The following is a 17,580-nucleotide window of genomic DNA, read 5'->3' as shown; positions in this document are numbered from 1 at the left end:
CCCGCATCCATGATTTCCGCAAAGGATCTCCCTGCCCCTGAAGACTTCGCCCCCATCCGCCGGGCTCTCATCTCCGTCTTCGACAAAACCGGGGTCGAATCATTCGCACGCCGCCTTCACGACATGGGCGTCGATATCATTTCGACCGGCGGTACAGCCCGTGTCCTACAGGAGGCCGGAATTCCCGTGACCGAGGTTAGTGAGGTCACCGGCTCCCCGGAAGTCCTCGACGGCCGGGTGAAGTCTCTCCACCCAGCGGTGCACGCCGGAATCCTTGCACGGCGCAACGATCCGGACGACGAGGCAGACCTCTCCGACCAGAGCATCGAGCCGATCGACCTCGTCGTGTGCAATCTATATCCGTTCGGAAAAGCCGTACGTGGCGGCGCAGACGTAGCAACGGCCATGGAGAATGTCGATATCGGCGGTCCCACGATGGTCCGTGCCGCAGCGAAGAACCACGACTTCGTCGCCGTCGCAACCTCGCCCGATCAATACGAAAGCATCCTCGTCGAACTGGAGGAAAACGACGGCGCGCTGTCTCATGACGCACGGAAGATCCTCGCACGCGAGGCATTCGGGCATACGGCAGCGTACGACGCAGCTATTCATTCGTACCTGACCGACTCCGACGAGATGCCGGAAACGTCTGATGCGTCGTCCCTCCCGGACCCATACACGGACTCGCTGCCCCAAGCATCGATTCTCCGCTACGGTGAGAATCCACACCAGGAAGGTGCGATTTACGGAGACACGGAGCCTTTTGTGGAGGCGATGCACGGGAAGGCACTTTCATTCAACAACTGGATGGACCTGAGTGCCGCCTGCGCTCTCATCGACGAGTTTCGCGACGCGCCGCCGACCGTCGGCATCTTGAAGCACACCAACCCCTGCGGCGTGGCGACAGCGGACGACCTCTCGACGGCGTGGAAGCGCGCCTTTGCAACCGACCGCCAGTCACCGTTCGGGGGAATCGTCGTCGTCAACCGCGCACTCGACCGAGAAACGGCTGAGGCCATCGACGAAATCTTCACTGAGATCATTATTGCTCCATCGTTCGAGGATGATGCCTTGGCTCTTCTGAAAGAGAACGAGCGACGCCGGCTGATCAAGCACGTCGGGGCCTCGCGTAACGACAAGCGATTTAACGTGCGAAGTGTCGTGGGTGGACTCCTCGTCCAGACCAACGACGCCGTCCTCCCTCCATTCGAGCACCAGCGGCGACAATGGTCGATTGCGACCGACCGGTCGCCGACCGCTCAGGAAGCGCGCGATCTGGACTTCGCCTGGCGCGTTTGCAAGCACGTGAAGAGCAACGCCATCGTCTACGCCCGTGACGGAGCCACCCTTGGAATCGGCGCAGGGCAGATGAGCCGCATCGATGCCTCTGAACTCGCGGTCATGAAAGCCGAAAAATCGGAACTTGACTTGAGTGGTTCCGTGGTAGCTTCGGATGCCTTCTTTCCATTCGCTGACGGACTCGAGGCTGCCGCTGAAGCTGGGGCCCGGGCCGCCATCCAACCCGGTGGATCGATACGGGATGAGGAAGTCATTGAAGCCGCTAACGCGCACGACGTCGCAATGGTCTTTACCGGCCATAGACACTTCCGCCACTAAGCCAACGGGGCGCACCCCACCGGTCCGTTCGGCGTTCAAACCTGAGAATGGACGTGGGCGCACGCTGCTCTTGCTCGGACGCATCTGTACTCAACGTACGCATGCACGGATACTGTACGTCACGGTCCGGGAAGGTCTAAGCCCACCTTTCGATTGAAACAGGACATCCTATGAAGCTGTCGGAGCTTCAGAGATGCTTCCAGACGAAACGGAGGGTTTCATTCCATTCCATCAAGCCGTATCCTCTCCCCTTAAGAGCCTTTCAGCACCGCTACGGCTTGACCTCTCGCGTGGACCGCATGGCCGCACCCCGCGAGATCCAGCGCTGCGGGCCTCCACGATTCTTGTCGCACACATGACGGTACGGGCATAGATGTTTTTTAACTTTTCGCAGGACGTCGCCATTGACCTCGGTACGGCCAACACGCTCATTCACATCCGGGGCGAAGGCATCGTCCTCAATGAGCCGAGCATTGTCGCCGTTGACCATAAGACCGGCGAGGTTCGCGAGATCGGCTACGAAGCGCTCCAGATGCACGAGCGCACACATACTGAAATAGAAACCATCTGGCCTCTGAAGGACGGTGTAATCGCCGATTTTAAAGTGGCGGAGCAGATGATCGAAGGCATGCTGCGCAAGGTTCGAAAGAACTGGCTGACGCGTGTTCGCAACATGGTGGTTTGTGTGCCCAGCGGCATCACACAGGTGGAGGAACGTGCGGTTGAAGACTCCGGCGAACGTGCCGGAGCCAAGCATGTGCGCCTCGTCTCGGAGCCGATGGCGGCTGCCATCGGAATTGGCCTCGACATCGATGAGGCCGTGGGCAATATGGTTGTCGACATCGGTGGAGGCACGACGGAAATTGCCGTCATCGCCCTGTCGGGCATCGTTATCGATGAGTCGATCCGCGTCGGTGGGGTCGAACTTGACAACGCCATCGTTCAGTACTTCAAGCGGAATCACAACTTGCTCATCGGTTCGCGGACGGCGGAACGGATCAAGTGCGAGATCGGAAGTGCCATCGAGATGGATCCGGAGATGGAGATTTCTGTCAAGGGTCGCGATCTCGTAAGCGGCATTCCCAAGCTGCGCACCATCTCCTCCGTCAATGTTCGGGAGGCACTGCACGACAATCTCGATCAGATTGGCGCGGCCGTACTCCGCTGCCTGGAACGAACGCCCCCAGAACTGGGCGCGGACGTCCTCGAACGGGGTATCATGCTGACGGGAGGAGGTGCCATGCTCCACGGACTCGACGTCATGCTCCGCGAACGCGTCGAACTGCCGGTTTATATCGCAGAAGACCCGCTGACCGCCGTCGTACGGGGCACCGGCGAAGTGCTTGAGAACCTGGAGAAATACAAGCGCGTTCTAATCTAGGTGTTTTTCTCACGCGCAATGTTGCCCCGCTTCTCAGGGGCATTGCTGATGTATTTCCCCTCCTCTCGCTCCGATGAACCTCTGGGAACAGCTCCGGGACTGGCTCCTGCTGGTAGCCCTGCTGCTGGCGTCCGTCGTCGTCATGGCGACGCAAAATCGCCCGCTTGTACGCGCCGTACGTGCGGAGACGATGGAATGGACGGCAAAGATTGAGAGCAGCTTCGCCTGGGTGGGTCGGTACGTCCGAGCCGTCGAGGAAAATGATGCGCTTCGCCGCCGCAACATCGAGCTCTCGAGCGAAGTCGCCCGGTCGCGAGCCGTGCGCACGCAGAATCAAGAGTTGCGTCGCATGCTGAGCCTGCGGGATACGTCGCAGGCGGACATGATCCCGGCTCGGATCGTGACCAAGGACATTACGCGGCAACGGAACTGGATCACGCTGGACGTTGGATCCACCGATAGTGTTGCGGCCGGAATGCCCGTGATCCACGAATCGGGGGTGATTGGAAAAGTAGTCCTCGTCAGCGAGCATTTCTCCCGGGTCATGCCGTTTCTAAATACTGACTTCAGGGTGCCGGCGACCATCATACCCATCGGCGCAGAGGGTATCGTGCGGTGGGAAGGCGACCAACTCGACCGCCTTCTACTCCAGCACGTCGTGAAGACCGAGCCCGTATCGACCGGGCAACAGGTCGTAACCAGTGGACATAGTGACATCTTCCCTCCTGGCGAGCAGATCGGGGTTATCGATTCAGTAGCCGTCAGACCAGGTAGGAATGAATTTCGCATCTTCCTGCGACCGGCGGTCAAGCTATATCGCATCAATCACGCATTCGTCATCCGTTCTCTCCCGCCGAAAGAACGACAGAGCCTCGAAGCGGAGTCGATTCCGTGATCTGCTGTAATCTGAGCACACGGCACGGCATCTCACCGTGCGCTGTATGTACATTTTGAAACGCTACTCGATGCAGTCCGACTCAAACTGCGTCCACATAACATCTCCTTCTTTTCGATCTTTCAAACCGTGGAGCGCCGTATTTTTCTTTCTCTCGCATCGCCCCCATCCGTGGTCCGGGCCCTGACCGTCGTCATCCTTGGATTCGTTGCATCAAGCGTTTTGCCGGCCACCGCCCAGCCGGCTTTCGTTGAGGGAAAAGCGTCTGCTTCTATCCAGTCAGCTGTAGACGCCGCCCTCGGTGACAACTCGCTGTCGGGATCGCACTGGGGAATCACCGTCGCGGAGGCCAACAGCGGGAGCGTGCTATTCTCACGCAATGGCGCGACCAACGCGACACCCGCGTCGAACATGAAACTCTTCACGGCGGCAACCGCTCTGGATCGCCTTGGTCCCGACTTTCGATACACAACAACCGTGTATCGCGGCGGCCCCGTTGAGGATGGCGTTCTCCATGGCCCTCTGATCGTTCGCGGGTCCGGCGACCCGAGCATCGGAGACGCAAACCCAGACCCCACGCACGTTTTTCGAGCCTGGGCCGACTCCCTACGTGCGGCCGGCATCCAGCGCATCAACGGGGACATCGTCGGGGATGACGACGTGTTCGACGATGAGTCCCTCGGCAAAGGATGGAGCTGGGATGATACACCGTTTTACTACGCCGCACAGATTAGCGGACTGTCGTACCACCGGAACGTGATTGACCTGAGCGTTCGCGGTCAGAGAAAAAACATGCCGGCCACGCTGGAGTGGGCGCCGATGAATACGAACTACGTCACGATCGTCAACCAGACCGTGACGACCGAACCCGGAAGCGAGAAGGATGAAAACTACCGGCGCCTGCACGGCACGAACACCATCCACGTTGGCACGACGGTCCCGGCGGGACGACTCGAACGCGAGGAACTCACGGTCGACAATCCCACGCTGTACTTCGCCCATGTGCTTCGCGAAGTCCTGATCGATGAAGGCATCGCCGTGTCCGGCTCCCCGGTAGACGTCGATGACATGCCGTTGCCGCCAGATTACACATCTTCCTCCGTCGTGTCCGTTGCGTCGCACGCGTCCCCGCCAATGAGTGAACTGGTCGCGGTCATAAATGAGGACAGCGACAACCTCTACGCGGAGCATGTCCTTCGCACACTCGCCGTGCATGCCGCCCCCGACACGAATGGGCTCGAGCCTGGATCGGCTGAGAAGGGGGCGTTCGTCATCAAATCAGTTGCCGCAGAAGCGGGCGTGGACACGAGCCGAATCGCCGTCGCCGACGGCAGCGGTCTCTCCCGGCACAACCTCGTGAGCCCAGAGGCTACGATCACGATGTTGCACTACATGTGGAATCATCCGGATCGTGCACGGCGACGCGCATTCGTGGAGAGTCTTCCACTCGGCGGACGCGATGGAACGCTTGAATATCGATTTCGAGGAAACGCTTCAGCGGGACGTAATGTCCGCGCAAAAACAGGTACGCTGTCGAACGTAAGTGCGCTCAGTGGATACGTATCGAGCAGCGACGGGACGCCCCTTGTCTTCTCGATCTATTGCATGAACCACACGACGAAGGGCTACCGGATTCGGCGTGCTCAGGACCGCATCGTCAATGCGCTGGCTCGCCTGTAAATTGTCTGTCGCGACCTTGACGATTCCGTGACAGGCGTCGCCCACACGACGGGTCGTCTCCAGCGCACATCATCCCCGAATCGAGGTGCGTGCGTTAGGAATCGGTCTGCACCGTCTCGAAGTCAACATTTGCAATACGGGTCGACGCGACGGAACCGAATCGTCGGACTTTGAATCTCAGTTGGATCGACGTTCATCTCGACGACTGAATGTGAACCGGAAACCGCCTTTACCGTACAGGTGGCGAGTTTAGGCAGCAAGGACTGGAACGTCCTGCCCGATAATCACACGGATCGATTAAGACGTTAACTATTCCCGCTTATGGCCGATCATTCTGCGCTTCACGCAACCACCGTTCTAGGCGTTCGCCACAACGGCACGATTGCCCTTGGCTCCGATGGACAAGCCACCATGGGAGACACGGTGATGAAGCACAAAGCCGAAAAGGTTCGATCGTTGTATGACGACAAGATTCTAGCGGGATTTGCCGGATCGACAGCCGACGCGTTTACGCTGTTCGAACGGTTTGAGGAAAAGTTGCAGGAGTATGGCGGCAACCTGACTCGATCGGCCGTGGAGCTTGCGAAAGAATGGCGTACGGACCGCTACCTGAGAAAACTGGAGGCGCTCCTCGCCGTCGTCTCATCCGAACGCATGCTGTTGATCAGTGGAAGCGGCGACGTAATTGAGCCCGACGATGATATTCTCGCGATTGGCTCCGGCGGACCTTATGCACTTGCCGCTACACGCGCATTGAAGAAGCACGCAACCGACTTGACTGCACGCGAAATCATCGAACAGGGCCTTAATATCGCGGCCGACATCTGCATCTATACCAATCACAATCTCACGATAATGGAGATTGAGGAGGCTCACGAAGCGTAGAGATCCAATTTCAAATTGACCATCTCTGTGCCCGTAATCAGTGCCTGCTCAACCGTGTGAAAACGAGCATCCGCGCGTTTATCAATTGCACTACGTATCACGCATCCGGCCTCTCCCCCAATTTTTGTGGTCCGGATACGAAAGATGATCCTTACACGATAAAAGAAAAATACAATGGGACACAGACATTCGTCTCGCGGCACATCCGCAGCCGCTTCTGATCGTGCTGCTATCTTTGTTGACTACGACAACCTTTATCGCACCCTCCGCGCTCAGAGTAACCGAGGGGGCTCAGCAGCAGATTACACGTTTGAGATCTTCAATGAAGTCCGCCGCTATCTCGAGGAGGGAGACGATACACCAACCACTCTAGCGCACGCATACGCCGATTTTGTCAACCTGCCGGATGGGGGCGGCCTGGACGTTCAGGACCGTCTATATTCTGAGGGCGTCGATCCGGTTCTCACGCCAGCGCACGCTCAAGCCAATGCATCCGAACTCGCGCTGTGCATTGACGCAGCAACGCTGCTTTCCGAGCGACCGGATATCGGGACGGTGGTCATCATCACAGGTGACCGGTCATTCGTTCCCCTCGTCCGCTCCATACGCAACTCCGGTCGGCGTGCTCTGGTCGCCGCTGTGAATCCGCCACCACCGGGGTCGACGCCATCTCTCGGCGAAGACGACGCGTACCTGGACGCCCGCAACCTGCTCAGCCAGTCGTCCCGCGACGACCTGACCAGCGGCGAGTCCAACAACCGAGCACCGTCACGCACTAGACGATCCTCTCCACGTCGTTCTGCCCCAACCCGAGAACGATCAGCGCCTTCCGCCTCCCCTCAGCGGTTTCGCTCAATCGATAACCCGATGGCTCGTCGCACCGTCGAGATCACGGAGGAGCACTTCGGGCAATATAAAGAGGTGTACCTGACGCCGCTTTTGAGAAAGCTCAGCGATGTCCTCGGCGAGCAACACGACCCGAAATCGCTGGTCAGTGAACTGGAAGCCGCCGGCGCGGTCCGACTCGAGAAACGCGACGGCTATCCATACGACTACACGGTTTTGATTCTAAACCAGGATCATCCTGACGTTCAGGAGATCCAGGATGAGTTTTATAGCAATCGGACTACCGGCTTCAACGGATCGTCTGATTCCTATGACGACTACGATTCGTACGACTCATATGACGAAGACTACGAAGGCGGAACGTACGAGGAGTCGGAATACGACGAAGCGCCGACGTACGACGACGAGCACGACGAAGAAACACCGGAGGCAGCCGACGATGAGTACGACGAGCACGCCGTCGATGAAACTCAGTAGCCATCCTTCGGCCCGGTAACCAACTGGGTTCCGGTATTTTTACCGCGGAGGGGAGGCCGGTGGTCTCCCCTTCGTCGTTCAAGCCCCCATCATCACGCTGTTGACCGACGGACGACTTTATGCCATCCATCAGCACATTCGACGACGAGCTGACGCCACGCCAGATCGTCGAGGAACTCGATAAATATATCATCGGGCAGGATGAGGCGAAAAAGAATGTCGCCATCGCCCTCCGTAACCGCTGGCGTCGGCAAAATGCCCCCGACGACATGCGGGAGGAGATCATGCCGAACAACATCATCATGATCGGTCCGACCGGCGTCGGAAAAACCGAGATTGCTCGGCGACTTGCCAAGCTCGCGCGTGCTCCCTTTATCAAGGTTGAAGCATCGAAGTTTACCGAGGTCGGATACGTGGGTCGAGATGTCGACAGCATGATCCGGGACCTAACGGACATTGCGGTCAACCTCGTTCGGGAGGAGCACCAACAGGAAGTACAGGATCGTGCACGAGAGCGAGCCGAACAGCGTATTCTCGACATCCTAATCCCTCCCGAAGAAGGCAAACCGGCGTCGTCGACCCAGAGCGGTGCGACCATTAACGGTCCCGGCTTCGTTCTTCAGCGCGATGAGGACGAGGAAGATCGCCCCGAACCAGAGACCTCCGAGGACAGCCTGCGAGAGCGGACCCGTGAGAAGTTTCGCGAGAAGCTGAAACGGGGCGACCTCGATGACCGCGAGGTCGAGATCGAGGTTACGTCCGACCAGTCTCCGATGATGCAGGTCTTCGGCCCGATGGGCATGGAAGAAATGGGGGTCAACCTCCAGGATCTGCTCGGCAACATGGGCGGTCAACAGCGCAAGAAGCGTCGCGTCACGGTCGACGAAGCCCGCGACATTCTCCAGGAGCAGGAAGCTCAGAAGCTGATCGACATGGATCAGGTGAAAGAGGACGCCCTCGAACGCGTACAACAGTCGGGCATCGTCTTTATCGACGAGATCGACAAAGTGGCGTCCGGAACGCGGAAGAACGATGGCGGCAGCGCGGGACAGGGCGTATCGCGACAGGGTGTTCAGCGAGACCTCCTACCCATCGTAGAGGGGTCAACCGTGACGACGAAGCACGGCATGGTGAAAACGGACCACATCCTCTTCGTGGCGAGTGGGGCGTTTCACGTGTCGAAGCCGAGCGATCTTATTCCGGAGCTTCAGGGTCGTTTTCCGATTCGCGTCGAACTCAACAATCTGGATGAGGACGACTTCTACGAGATCCTCACCAAGCCGAAGAATGCGCTGATCAAGCAGTATCGTGCGCTCCTCGCATCGGAGGACGTCACCATCACGTTCGAGGACGAAGGCGTTCGCGAAGTCGCGAGGATCGCTGCGGAAGTGAATACTGAAGTGGAGAACATCGGTGCACGACGCCTGCACACGGTTCTAACCACGCTACTGGAAGACGTCCTGTTCGACGTTCCCGACCGGGTCGAGCCGGGCTCGCAGATCACGGTCGATGCAGACATGGTCCGGGAGCGCCTCAGTTCCATCGCGGCCAGCCGCGACCTCAGCCAATACATTCTGTAGGCATTCGCTCGTGCGAGCGCGGTATGAAAACGCCCCGCGTCCGGCCTCGAGGGTCGGATGGCGGGGCGTTTGTTTGTTCGGTTGGCGCCAAACGTATGAGACGAAGCAAGACCGGGCACGCGCTACGATGATAATCGACCGCGGTCTCCGCTCTCACTCATCGTCATTTTCGTCGTCATCGTCGTCATCGTCATCGTCACCGTCGCCGCTGTCATCATCGTCGTCATCGTCATCGTCGTCGTCTCCATCCCGATCATCATCGCGGAATCCCTCGATGGACGCCTCGATGTTCTCTTCGATCAGGTCCTCAAGATCGTCGTCATCATCAACGGTTCGTGGATCGATTAAGCTTCCATTCGGACCGCGGAACCATCCGTCGATTCCCACGCGAAACGTGATATTGACCGACTGGTCGGACGTGACCTCGATAGGTGGGTCAAAGTCAACTTCTTGTTCACTATCGACATCTGACGTCCATGTAAAGGGGGCTTCTGCTCCGCCGGCTGGCCTCCAGATTCCTTCGACGTAGATACTCTCGTCCTCAGGCACGTTCGTGGAATTAGCGAGCGCATCATCGTCGTCGAGGGGTTCAACCTCAAACTCGACTTCACTCCATTGTCCGACCGGAAGAGAAGCGGAAAAAGCTGTAAACGGGGACGCACCGCCGAGGGGAAGATCGACAACAAATGGCCCTCTCTCGACTTCTTCGCAGTCATCGTCACTCTCGGAGTCGTCGTCATCGAATCTGCACGCGTCGGTTGCTCCCGCCCGCTCGAACTCGACTTCTTCCAGAATCATCTCAACCCGAAGGAATTCGATTGAGTTACCGTCGGTGTCCGTAACGACGCGCTTTGCAGCTGCGGAAGCAACGGGCATTCCGGAAATAAAAGACACGGAAACCTCAGACTCGGTTGGTGCCGTCTCGGTTGGTGCAGTTTCGTTAGAATCACAGCCACTGGCAAATAAAAACACGCTCATGGCAATGGCTAGAGGGACAAGATGGGGGAGCCGATCAATGCTCCAGGTTCTCGAATTCCACATGGCTACGATACGCGGTAGAGTCAGAAAATGTGTGGATTCTCCACCGAAGGGGTTGGGAAATACAACGTACAAAGAGGTTCGATCCAGGAAACCGGTCTTCTCAGCAAGAAGAGATGAGGCGCATACCGATTTTTATGGATTGAGGTCGTGTACTTCTTAATCCCGCTCCAGTGCCCTGAAGGCATACATTTTTGCGATTTGCACCGTGAACTGATCTTTGAAGCGAAGTTAGCAGGAAACACCGGGGCGCGCACCGGGTGTCTCAAATGTGTCTCACCCGAATGACCTGCAGCTGGTCGCCCCTTCCTCCACCCGCTTGCCCGAACTGGATTGTCAATGCGTCTCCGCAGGATTTTACCCCTCGCAGTTGCGGCCGTCTTGTTTCTCGTCGCTCTGCTCGGCAGCATCGCAGGAACCGCTCTGTGGCGCGTTCAAACTCTACTGGAACGCCCGGACTTGTCTCCGGCGGACATCGTCGGACCCGTGGATATCGCGCTACCGCTGGTTGTGATCGTTACCGTGCTCTGCTTCGGCCTCATCGCTGTCGGTGGATGGTACGCCATCTCGTTTTTTCGGTCGACGCTCGACACGCTTCTCCGAACAACGAGGCAGATGCGGGACGGAGACATGGATGTGGATGTGGAGATTCACCGCCAGGATGAGTTGGGGGACCTGGCGCGCAACCTTCGAGAGATGTCGGATGCACTTAAGCGGCGTACCGTATCTCGCAGCTACCTTGATGACGTCCTCGACTCGATGGCTGAGATGCTCTTCGTCGTGGACGATTCCAACCGAATTGATCACGTCAACCGTGCAGCGGTCGAGCGTCTCGGCTTTTCTCCGTCGGATCTAAAGGGCCGGTTTCTCGACGACCTTCTTATCGGCGACGACCCTCTCCCTTCTCCCGACGACACCGTTTTTCGCCGCACTGGTTCTGTGACCCAGATTGAACGACAGATCCAGACGGAGGATGGCGACAACCTTCCCGTTCTTGTCTCCCGCTCGCTCCTGCGCGGTTCTCCGGCGAACGCGCCCGACATTGTTTGCGTCGCTCAGGACATCAGCGCGCGTAAACGTGCGGAGGAGCAGCTTCGAAATTCGCTGCGAGAGAAAGAGGTGCTGCTCCGCGAAATCCATCATCGCGTCAAGAATAACCTTCAGGTCATTGCGAGCCTTCTCCACGTACAGTCGAAGAAGGTCGAAGACGAAGACGCGAAACGGTTGTTCGAAGAAAGTCAGGATCGGATTCGGTCGATGGCGTTCATTCACGAGCGCCTGTACCAGTCGGAAGATCTCTCGCAGGTAAATTTCAGTGCGTACCTCGACCGGCTCACCGAGCACCTTTATCGCTCACACGGCGTCGCTCTCCGCGACGTGACGTGCAAACTCGAGTCGGAGGACGCTATACTCGCGGTCGATCGCGCAATCCCGGCCGGGCTCATCGTGAACGAGCTTGTCTCGAACGCTCTGGAGCACGCGTTCCCGGACGACCACGGCGGCACCATTACCGTGGCGTTCACGACGGATGACGATACCGGCTGCCTCCGTATCTCCGACAACGGGGTGGGGCTCGAGAATCCTGAGGAGGTGTATCGAGATCAGACGCTCGGTATTCGTCTCGTGAAAGGACTCGTACGCCAGCTTCGTGGGGAAATGGACATCGACGGCGAGCAGGGACTTACCTACACCATCACGTTCCCCCTCACCGACGAAGAGCCCGCCACCGTCTAGGGCTGAATCCACGCGTCTCGAACTGCCCCATGCCGGTGCATGCCTCCGGCAGCCCGTTTTCGTCCTGCCGAACCCACCTTTTGTCATGTCAAATACAATGCACGCCGCCGCACGAATCCTGATTGTCGAGGACGAATTCGCCGTTGCGATGGAGCTCGAGGACCGACTCGAGAATCTCGGCTATGACGTCGTCGGACACGAGCTCCGCGGACGCGAAGCCATTCAACGAGCAGAAGAGACCGAACCCGATCTCGTGCTGATGGATATTCGGCTCGACGGCCGAATGGACGGCATCGATGCAGCCCAGCAGATTCGTACGAAGCTGCACGTACCGGTTGTTTTCGTCACGGCCTACAGTGACGACGAGACACTCGAACGAGCAAAAGAGACGGCACCGTTCGGCTACGTTATCAAGCCGTTCGAGGAGCGCGAGCTATACGCATCGATCGAAGTCGCTCTGAGCACCCATGCCCTGGAGCGCCGCGTCGCCCGCTACCGGGACGACCTCCGCCAGATTCTCGACGGGCTGAACGAGGGAACCGCGATGACGCAATCCGACGGGAAGCTCACGTTTGTGAGCCGGTCAGCCTCTCATATGCTCGGCAAACCACCGAGCGCGCTCACGGACCGCGACTGGACCTCCGCGCTCCCCTTTCCCGACGATACGCTGGCGGTATTAAAGCGCCGGATGAGCAACGACTCGCAGACCGTCGTGCCGGTCACGATCGAGCATGACGACGACACGCAGGTACGTCTTGAGGTTAGCGTTCGCCGCGATCCACGCGACGATAGCCGACATATATTCACCTTCGCGGACGTCACAGATGTCCACGAGATGCGGCGCATGTTGGACGAGAAGACCGAGTTTAACGACATCGTCGGCAAGAGCGAGCCGATGCAGCAGGTCTTCCAGGAGATTCGTTCCGTGGCGTCCGTCGATGCGACGGTCTTGATTCACGGAGAAACAGGAACCGGGAAAGAGCTTGTATCCCGCGCGATCCACGATGCCAGCTCACGTCACGATGGTCCGTTCATCCCGGTCAACTGCGCGGCGATGAGCAAAGACCTCGCTGCAAGTCAGCTCTTTGGTCACCGAAAGGGTGCATTCACGGGGGCCGTCGACGACCACGAAGGCTACTTCGAGGCCGCCGACGGCGGCACACTGTTCCTGGATGAGATTGGCGACGTGCCGCTGGAGGTTCAGCGCCAGCTGCTCCGCGTGCTCGAAGAACGGAAGATTACGCGCCTCGGTGAAACGACGAGCCGCCCCGTTGACGTTCGCATTATCGCCGCAACACACAGGGATCTGCTCGAAGAAGTCGACGCTGGCAACTTCCGCCAGGACCTTCTGTACCGGATCCGCATCGCGCGCGTCGAGCTTCCCCCGCTTCGAGCCCGTCGCTCCGACATTCCCCTTCTCGTTCGAACGTTCCTCCGCCGCGGCCGAGCCACGATGGGCAAGGACGTCGAACGCCTGAGCGACGATGCAATGCGACACCTTCTCGACTACGAATGGCCGGGCAACGTACGCGAGTTGCGTAACGCTGTCGAATCGGCCCTTATCCGGGCAAGCGGCCCGACGTTGGAGAAGGAAGACCTCCCTCCCGAGATCAAGCACGACGGTAGAATCTCTTCAACTCGTTCGGAGCCGGAATCGGAGGCGGAGCGAGTCCGAGCAGCCCTTGAGCAAACCAATGGAAATCGTACGGAGGCGGCTCAACTTCTGGGAATTAGCCGGGCAACGCTCTACCGACGGCTGGACGAATACGGCATCGAGTAGAACGCCGACAAGGGTGATCGCCGTACTGGCGTTCTTATACGTTTTCCGATTGATATCGTCGGGATCGCCCAAACCGTGTCCTCGCAGCGGCTCCGCGTTGGGAAGAGAACCGTTTAAACATTCTTCTGCTAGGGTGTGGTGCGTCTGCTGAATCGAAGCCGTTGGAGCCACCGACACCTTAAGGTCGAAACGGTACTCGTGTCGTAATGTGTGTCACGTGAGACACACCAGGAACAGATCGCACATTTCGGGTGAGACATGCACGCAAACCCTGATACATCCTTGACCGTTGACAGGCAACAACGAATACGGGACTAGATGAAGATATGCTGAACTGACAGCTTATTTTGCCGTCTTTGAGCGGATCTGTGGGGGTTTAGATTCATCCACGTAATTTCTGGCACTGCAATTGGATATAAATGGACTGGCCATGCGGTCCTCGCACCGGCTTCGGGCGCACCCCGACACGCGCTCGGAGCCGGACCCATGCTCCCACGCTGGTGGGAATCTAGTTGCGAGTCGCCGGCCCCACACGATACTGCCGACGGACCCACCGTAATGAGTACCTCCTCGACTGCATCCCAAGGCCCCGCGTCTTCCCACGCTACCAAGAACGACGACACTCCTTCCACCGAGTCTGGAATGAGTCGTCTGGATGCTGAAGAGTCGAAACGTGTCGAGCGACTGCAAACGTGTGCTCGGGAGTTCGTTCGTCTCCTCCACGATATGCCGGTCTCCTCGACGCGGAAGCAGACGGCAATCCGTCTTCTTATTAAAGCGGTTCGTCTCGTCACACCTGACCCCTCGGCGTCATCTGGCCTGGATTCCGACCTGGGATCACCAGATACGTCGGATGAAGGTTCGGGCATCCAATCACTTGGATCGAGCAACGGTGTGGTTCAGAAGTCGTCCCCCAGCTCTTCTCCACAGAAAGCGGTACGCAGTGCTGTCGCGCAGATGTAGTACCACGCCCGATTTCGTACAAGCTGTCCGGTCCGTCCCGTGGCGTCGCACACAACGAAGCATCGCTGACCGGCGACCCCTTGTGGGTCGTGGCGATGACCTTCTATGACACGAGATCTCTTGCTGGAGGATCTACTGCCGGTGCACCCGGCGACGACCGGAAGCTGTTTATCCAAAACGTCCCCTTCCATTCTGGGAGGGGACGTTTTGTGTTACTGATAATCTTGCCCCCGCCCGGCAACGATGAAGGTCGATTCGAAGGCGATGTAGATCCACATCACCGGGGCATCTCCATCATCTCTTGGATCACGGACAGGCACGCGATAAAGCCCATCCAGTGAGCAATGGGCGAAGATGCCAGATATTGTCTGGTTGGTAGAATCACCGATGGGAAAAGAAAGTTGATGCCTGTCGCCGCGGGAGCCAAAAGTGCCCCGCGGATTCCTTCGACGAACGGGACGGTACCCCGTCCCCCGCGCCCGGACGCTACTTCGTAGATACAGAGGTCAACCAAGGGATACGGGTTACCCGGCTCGTATGCAGAAGTCGCGAAACGAATATGCCCTTCGCGTCAATCTGCTGCTCATCTTCAGGAGCAGCATCCCGGAAACGACACGTTCCCACGTCGGAAAATACGCGTTTCTAGCCGATCCAGGCGGCAATGTGGATTGGTTGTGGATAACGTTTCTTGCCTGGGGAAAAACAGTGGATAATCGGCAGTGACTTTCACTTGCGTTCACGTCGCATCGCGTCTACCTTTTCATTCCGCTAATTACCGCGGGCCCTCCCGATAGTTGTCGTCCGGCGGACTCGACCGTCTTAGAACGATTTCGCTCGCCCCTTTTCCATCTATGGTACCTTCAGCTACAGATGCCTGGACCGCTACGCTCAAGCACCTCCGTGAGGAGATCCCGAGCCAAACAGTGGAGAACTGGCTGGTGCCGATCGATCCCGTCTCTTTGAAAGACGAGGATGACGGCGTGTATCTCATCCTTGAGGTACCGACGGCATTCAACGCGCAGTATCTGCAAAGCCGGTTCAACAACAACCTTCAGCAGGCGGTCTCGAAAGCAGTCGGTCAAAAGACAGCGATCGAGTTCCGCGTTGCCGAGCCGTCCTCCCAGAAGACGAAGAACGGACGAGCGTCGTCGGACGGAGCGCAGCAGCGTTCGTCCCGCCGCGACCGGTCCGGCACGTCACCCCGTTCTGAAACGAGCGGTGCTGGAACGGGCATGCCGACTCGGACTTCAGCTAGCGAGTCACCGTCGTCATCAGGAAGGGTGTCAGAGTCTCCGGGAGACTCGAGGGATCTGGCCCGAGCAGCCGCGCACCCAGGAGCTCTCGCCGGCGACGGCTCCCCAACGGGCGATCCACGGACACGTCCCTCGCGTACTCAGCGAGGCTCGGGCAGTCGTGGACGCAGTGCTGAAAACCGACGCCCACCAGCGCACAAAAAGGTCAATCGACCGGATCGGCAGCGCTCGTCACGAAGTGGTTCAAGTTCATCCAGCCGGACAGTTTCGACCCCTCCCTCCCACCTCAAGGCGTCGTACACGTTCGACGAGTTTATCGAGGGAGACGGAAACCGGCTGGCACGAAGCGCTGCTGTCGCTGTCGCCGAGTCACCAGGCGAGACGAACTATAACCCGCTTCTCATCTACGGTGGGGTTGGCCTTGGCAAAACGCATCTTGCACAGGCGATCGCCAACCACGCACTGAAGAAGCAAACGACGGAATCCGTCCTGTATGTGTCGAGCGACCGCTTTACGAGTCAGTTCGTCCGTGCAGTGAAGAACAATTCCATTGCGGACTTTTCGGCATACTACCGTCAGGCCGAGCTACTCATCGTCGACGATGTCCAATTCTTTGGTGGCAAGGAGAAGACGCAGGAAGAGTTCTTCCATATCTTCAACGACCTGCATCAGCACGGACGGCAGATCGTCCTGTGCGCTGACCGTCCTCCGTCGGAGATCGATGGGATCGAGGAGCGACTTCTCTCCCGCTTCCAGTGGGGACTCTCAGCCGATATCCAACGGCCGGACCTGGAAACCCGTATTGCGATCCTGCAACGGAAGGCGAGTCGGCGGAATATCGATGTCGACCCGCAGGTGGTCGAGCTTCTCGCCCACCGGATTGACAGTAACATCCGTAAACTTGAAGGGGCGCTCAACCGGCTTGCGGCAATTGCTCAGCTCGATAATGAAACGCTGAGTATGCAGACGGCGCGACAGCTTCTGCACGATCAGATTGACGATACGTCGTCGTCGCGAGTCGAGTGCGGCTCCATCATCGAAACGGTTGCCGATTACTATCGTCTCTCGGTTGACGACCTCCTCTCCCGCTCCCGGAAGCGAGAGATCGCAGCCGCCCGTCAGACAGCAATGTACCTCTGCCGCGAGCTCACGAGCGAGTCGTACGCGAGCATCGGTTCACGATTCGGCGGTCGGGATCACTCCACGGTGATCCATGCCAACAAGAAGGTGTCGGACCGACTGGACGTAGAATCGAACTTCCGCCAAGAGATTGACGAACTGAAACGATCGATCGGCGGACCCGGCATGTGATGAGATCATGCTGCGGGTTGCTCCCCCGACGACCACACGTGCTGTCAACGCCGCCGCGGGTTTGCCCCGGCGGCTTTTTGCATGGAGGCGCATTCGCACCAGCACTCAATCGATGAGAAAGCGGCACATGTCGTCTGCGT

At 58.4% G+C, this 17,580-nt stretch carries 12 protein-coding genes; 11 read left to right on the top strand and 1 reads right to left on the bottom strand.

Annotated elements, in window-relative coordinates:
- The first annotated feature begins 9 nt into the window (after positions 1-9).
- From purH to hslU, 7 genes are all read left to right on the top strand, one after another.
- Positions 10-1,617: a bifunctional phosphoribosylaminoimidazolecarboxamide formyltransferase/IMP cyclohydrolase gene (purH, locus tag CRI94_RS00285; protein ID WP_098073664.1), complete on the top strand. Its 1,608-nt coding sequence runs from the start codon at positions 10-12 to the stop codon at positions 1,615-1,617.
- Positions 1,618-1,990: 373 nt separating this feature from the next.
- A complete protein-coding gene (locus CRI94_RS00280) occupies positions 1,991-2,998 on the top strand; it encodes a rod shape-determining protein (RefSeq protein WP_098073663.1) in 1,008 nt (335 codons plus the stop codon).
- Positions 2,999-3,071: 73 nt separating this feature from the next.
- A complete protein-coding gene (gene mreC, locus CRI94_RS00275; RefSeq protein ID WP_245846014.1) occupies positions 3,072-3,893 on the top strand; it encodes a rod shape-determining protein MreC in 822 nt (273 codons plus the stop codon).
- Between the two features lie 129 nt (positions 3,894-4,022).
- The gene (dacB, locus tag CRI94_RS00270) at positions 4,023-5,573 is read left to right on the top strand and encodes a D-alanyl-D-alanine carboxypeptidase/D-alanyl-D-alanine endopeptidase (RefSeq protein WP_179862088.1); all 1,551 of its coding nucleotides are present in this window, start codon (positions 4,023-4,025) and stop codon (positions 5,571-5,573) included.
- Positions 5,574-5,894: 321 nt separating this feature from the next.
- Positions 5,895-6,458, top strand: a complete 564-nt coding sequence (gene hslV, locus CRI94_RS00265) for an ATP-dependent protease subunit HslV (protein WP_098073661.1) — start codon at positions 5,895-5,897, stop codon at positions 6,456-6,458.
- Between the two features lie 174 nt (positions 6,459-6,632).
- A complete protein-coding gene (locus CRI94_RS00260; protein WP_098073660.1) occupies positions 6,633-7,781 on the top strand; it encodes an NYN domain-containing protein in 1,149 nt (382 codons plus the stop codon).
- A 119-nt stretch (positions 7,782-7,900) separates the two neighbouring features.
- Complete coding sequence (gene hslU, locus CRI94_RS00255; RefSeq protein ID WP_098073659.1) at positions 7,901-9,361, top strand: ATP-dependent protease ATPase subunit HslU; 1,461 nt, start codon at positions 7,901-7,903, stop codon at positions 9,359-9,361.
- Between the two features lie 153 nt (positions 9,362-9,514).
- Here hslU and CRI94_RS17585 read toward each other — a convergent pair whose 3' ends face one another.
- Positions 9,515-10,255: a hypothetical protein gene (locus CRI94_RS17585; RefSeq protein ID WP_179862087.1), complete on the bottom strand. Its 741-nt coding sequence runs from the start codon at positions 10,253-10,255 to the stop codon at positions 9,515-9,517.
- Positions 10,256-10,780: 525 nt separating this feature from the next.
- Between CRI94_RS17585 and CRI94_RS00245 the strand changes: the two genes are divergently transcribed.
- The 4 genes from CRI94_RS00245 (at position 10,781) to dnaA (ending at position 17,440) form a co-directional block, all read left to right on the top strand.
- Complete coding sequence (locus CRI94_RS00245; RefSeq protein ID WP_179862086.1) at positions 10,781-12,133, top strand: sensor histidine kinase; 1,353 nt, start codon at positions 10,781-10,783, stop codon at positions 12,131-12,133.
- A gap of 85 nt (positions 12,134-12,218) precedes the next feature.
- Positions 12,219-13,913, top strand: coding sequence for a sigma 54-interacting transcriptional regulator (locus CRI94_RS00240; protein WP_245846013.1), 1,695 nt, complete (start codon positions 12,219-12,221; stop codon positions 13,911-13,913).
- A gap of 642 nt (positions 13,914-14,555) precedes the next feature.
- On the top strand, positions 14,556-14,876 hold the full coding sequence (locus tag CRI94_RS00235; RefSeq protein WP_098073655.1) for a hypothetical protein: 321 nt from the start codon (positions 14,556-14,558) through the stop codon (positions 14,874-14,876).
- 851 nt (positions 14,877-15,727) lie between these two features.
- The gene (gene dnaA, locus CRI94_RS00225) at positions 15,728-17,440 is read left to right on the top strand and encodes a chromosomal replication initiator protein DnaA (RefSeq protein WP_098073653.1); all 1,713 of its coding nucleotides are present in this window, start codon (positions 15,728-15,730) and stop codon (positions 17,438-17,440) included.
- Positions 17,441-17,580 lie beyond the last annotated feature (140 nt).

The sequence above is a fragment of the Longibacter salinarum genome, assembly GCF_002554795.1.
Classification (GTDB): Bacteria; Bacteroidota; Rhodothermia; order Rhodothermales; family Salinibacteraceae; genus Longibacter; species Longibacter salinarum.
The sequence above is the reverse complement of the archived record's forward strand: the minus strand, read 5'-3'. Positions and strand labels throughout refer to the sequence as shown.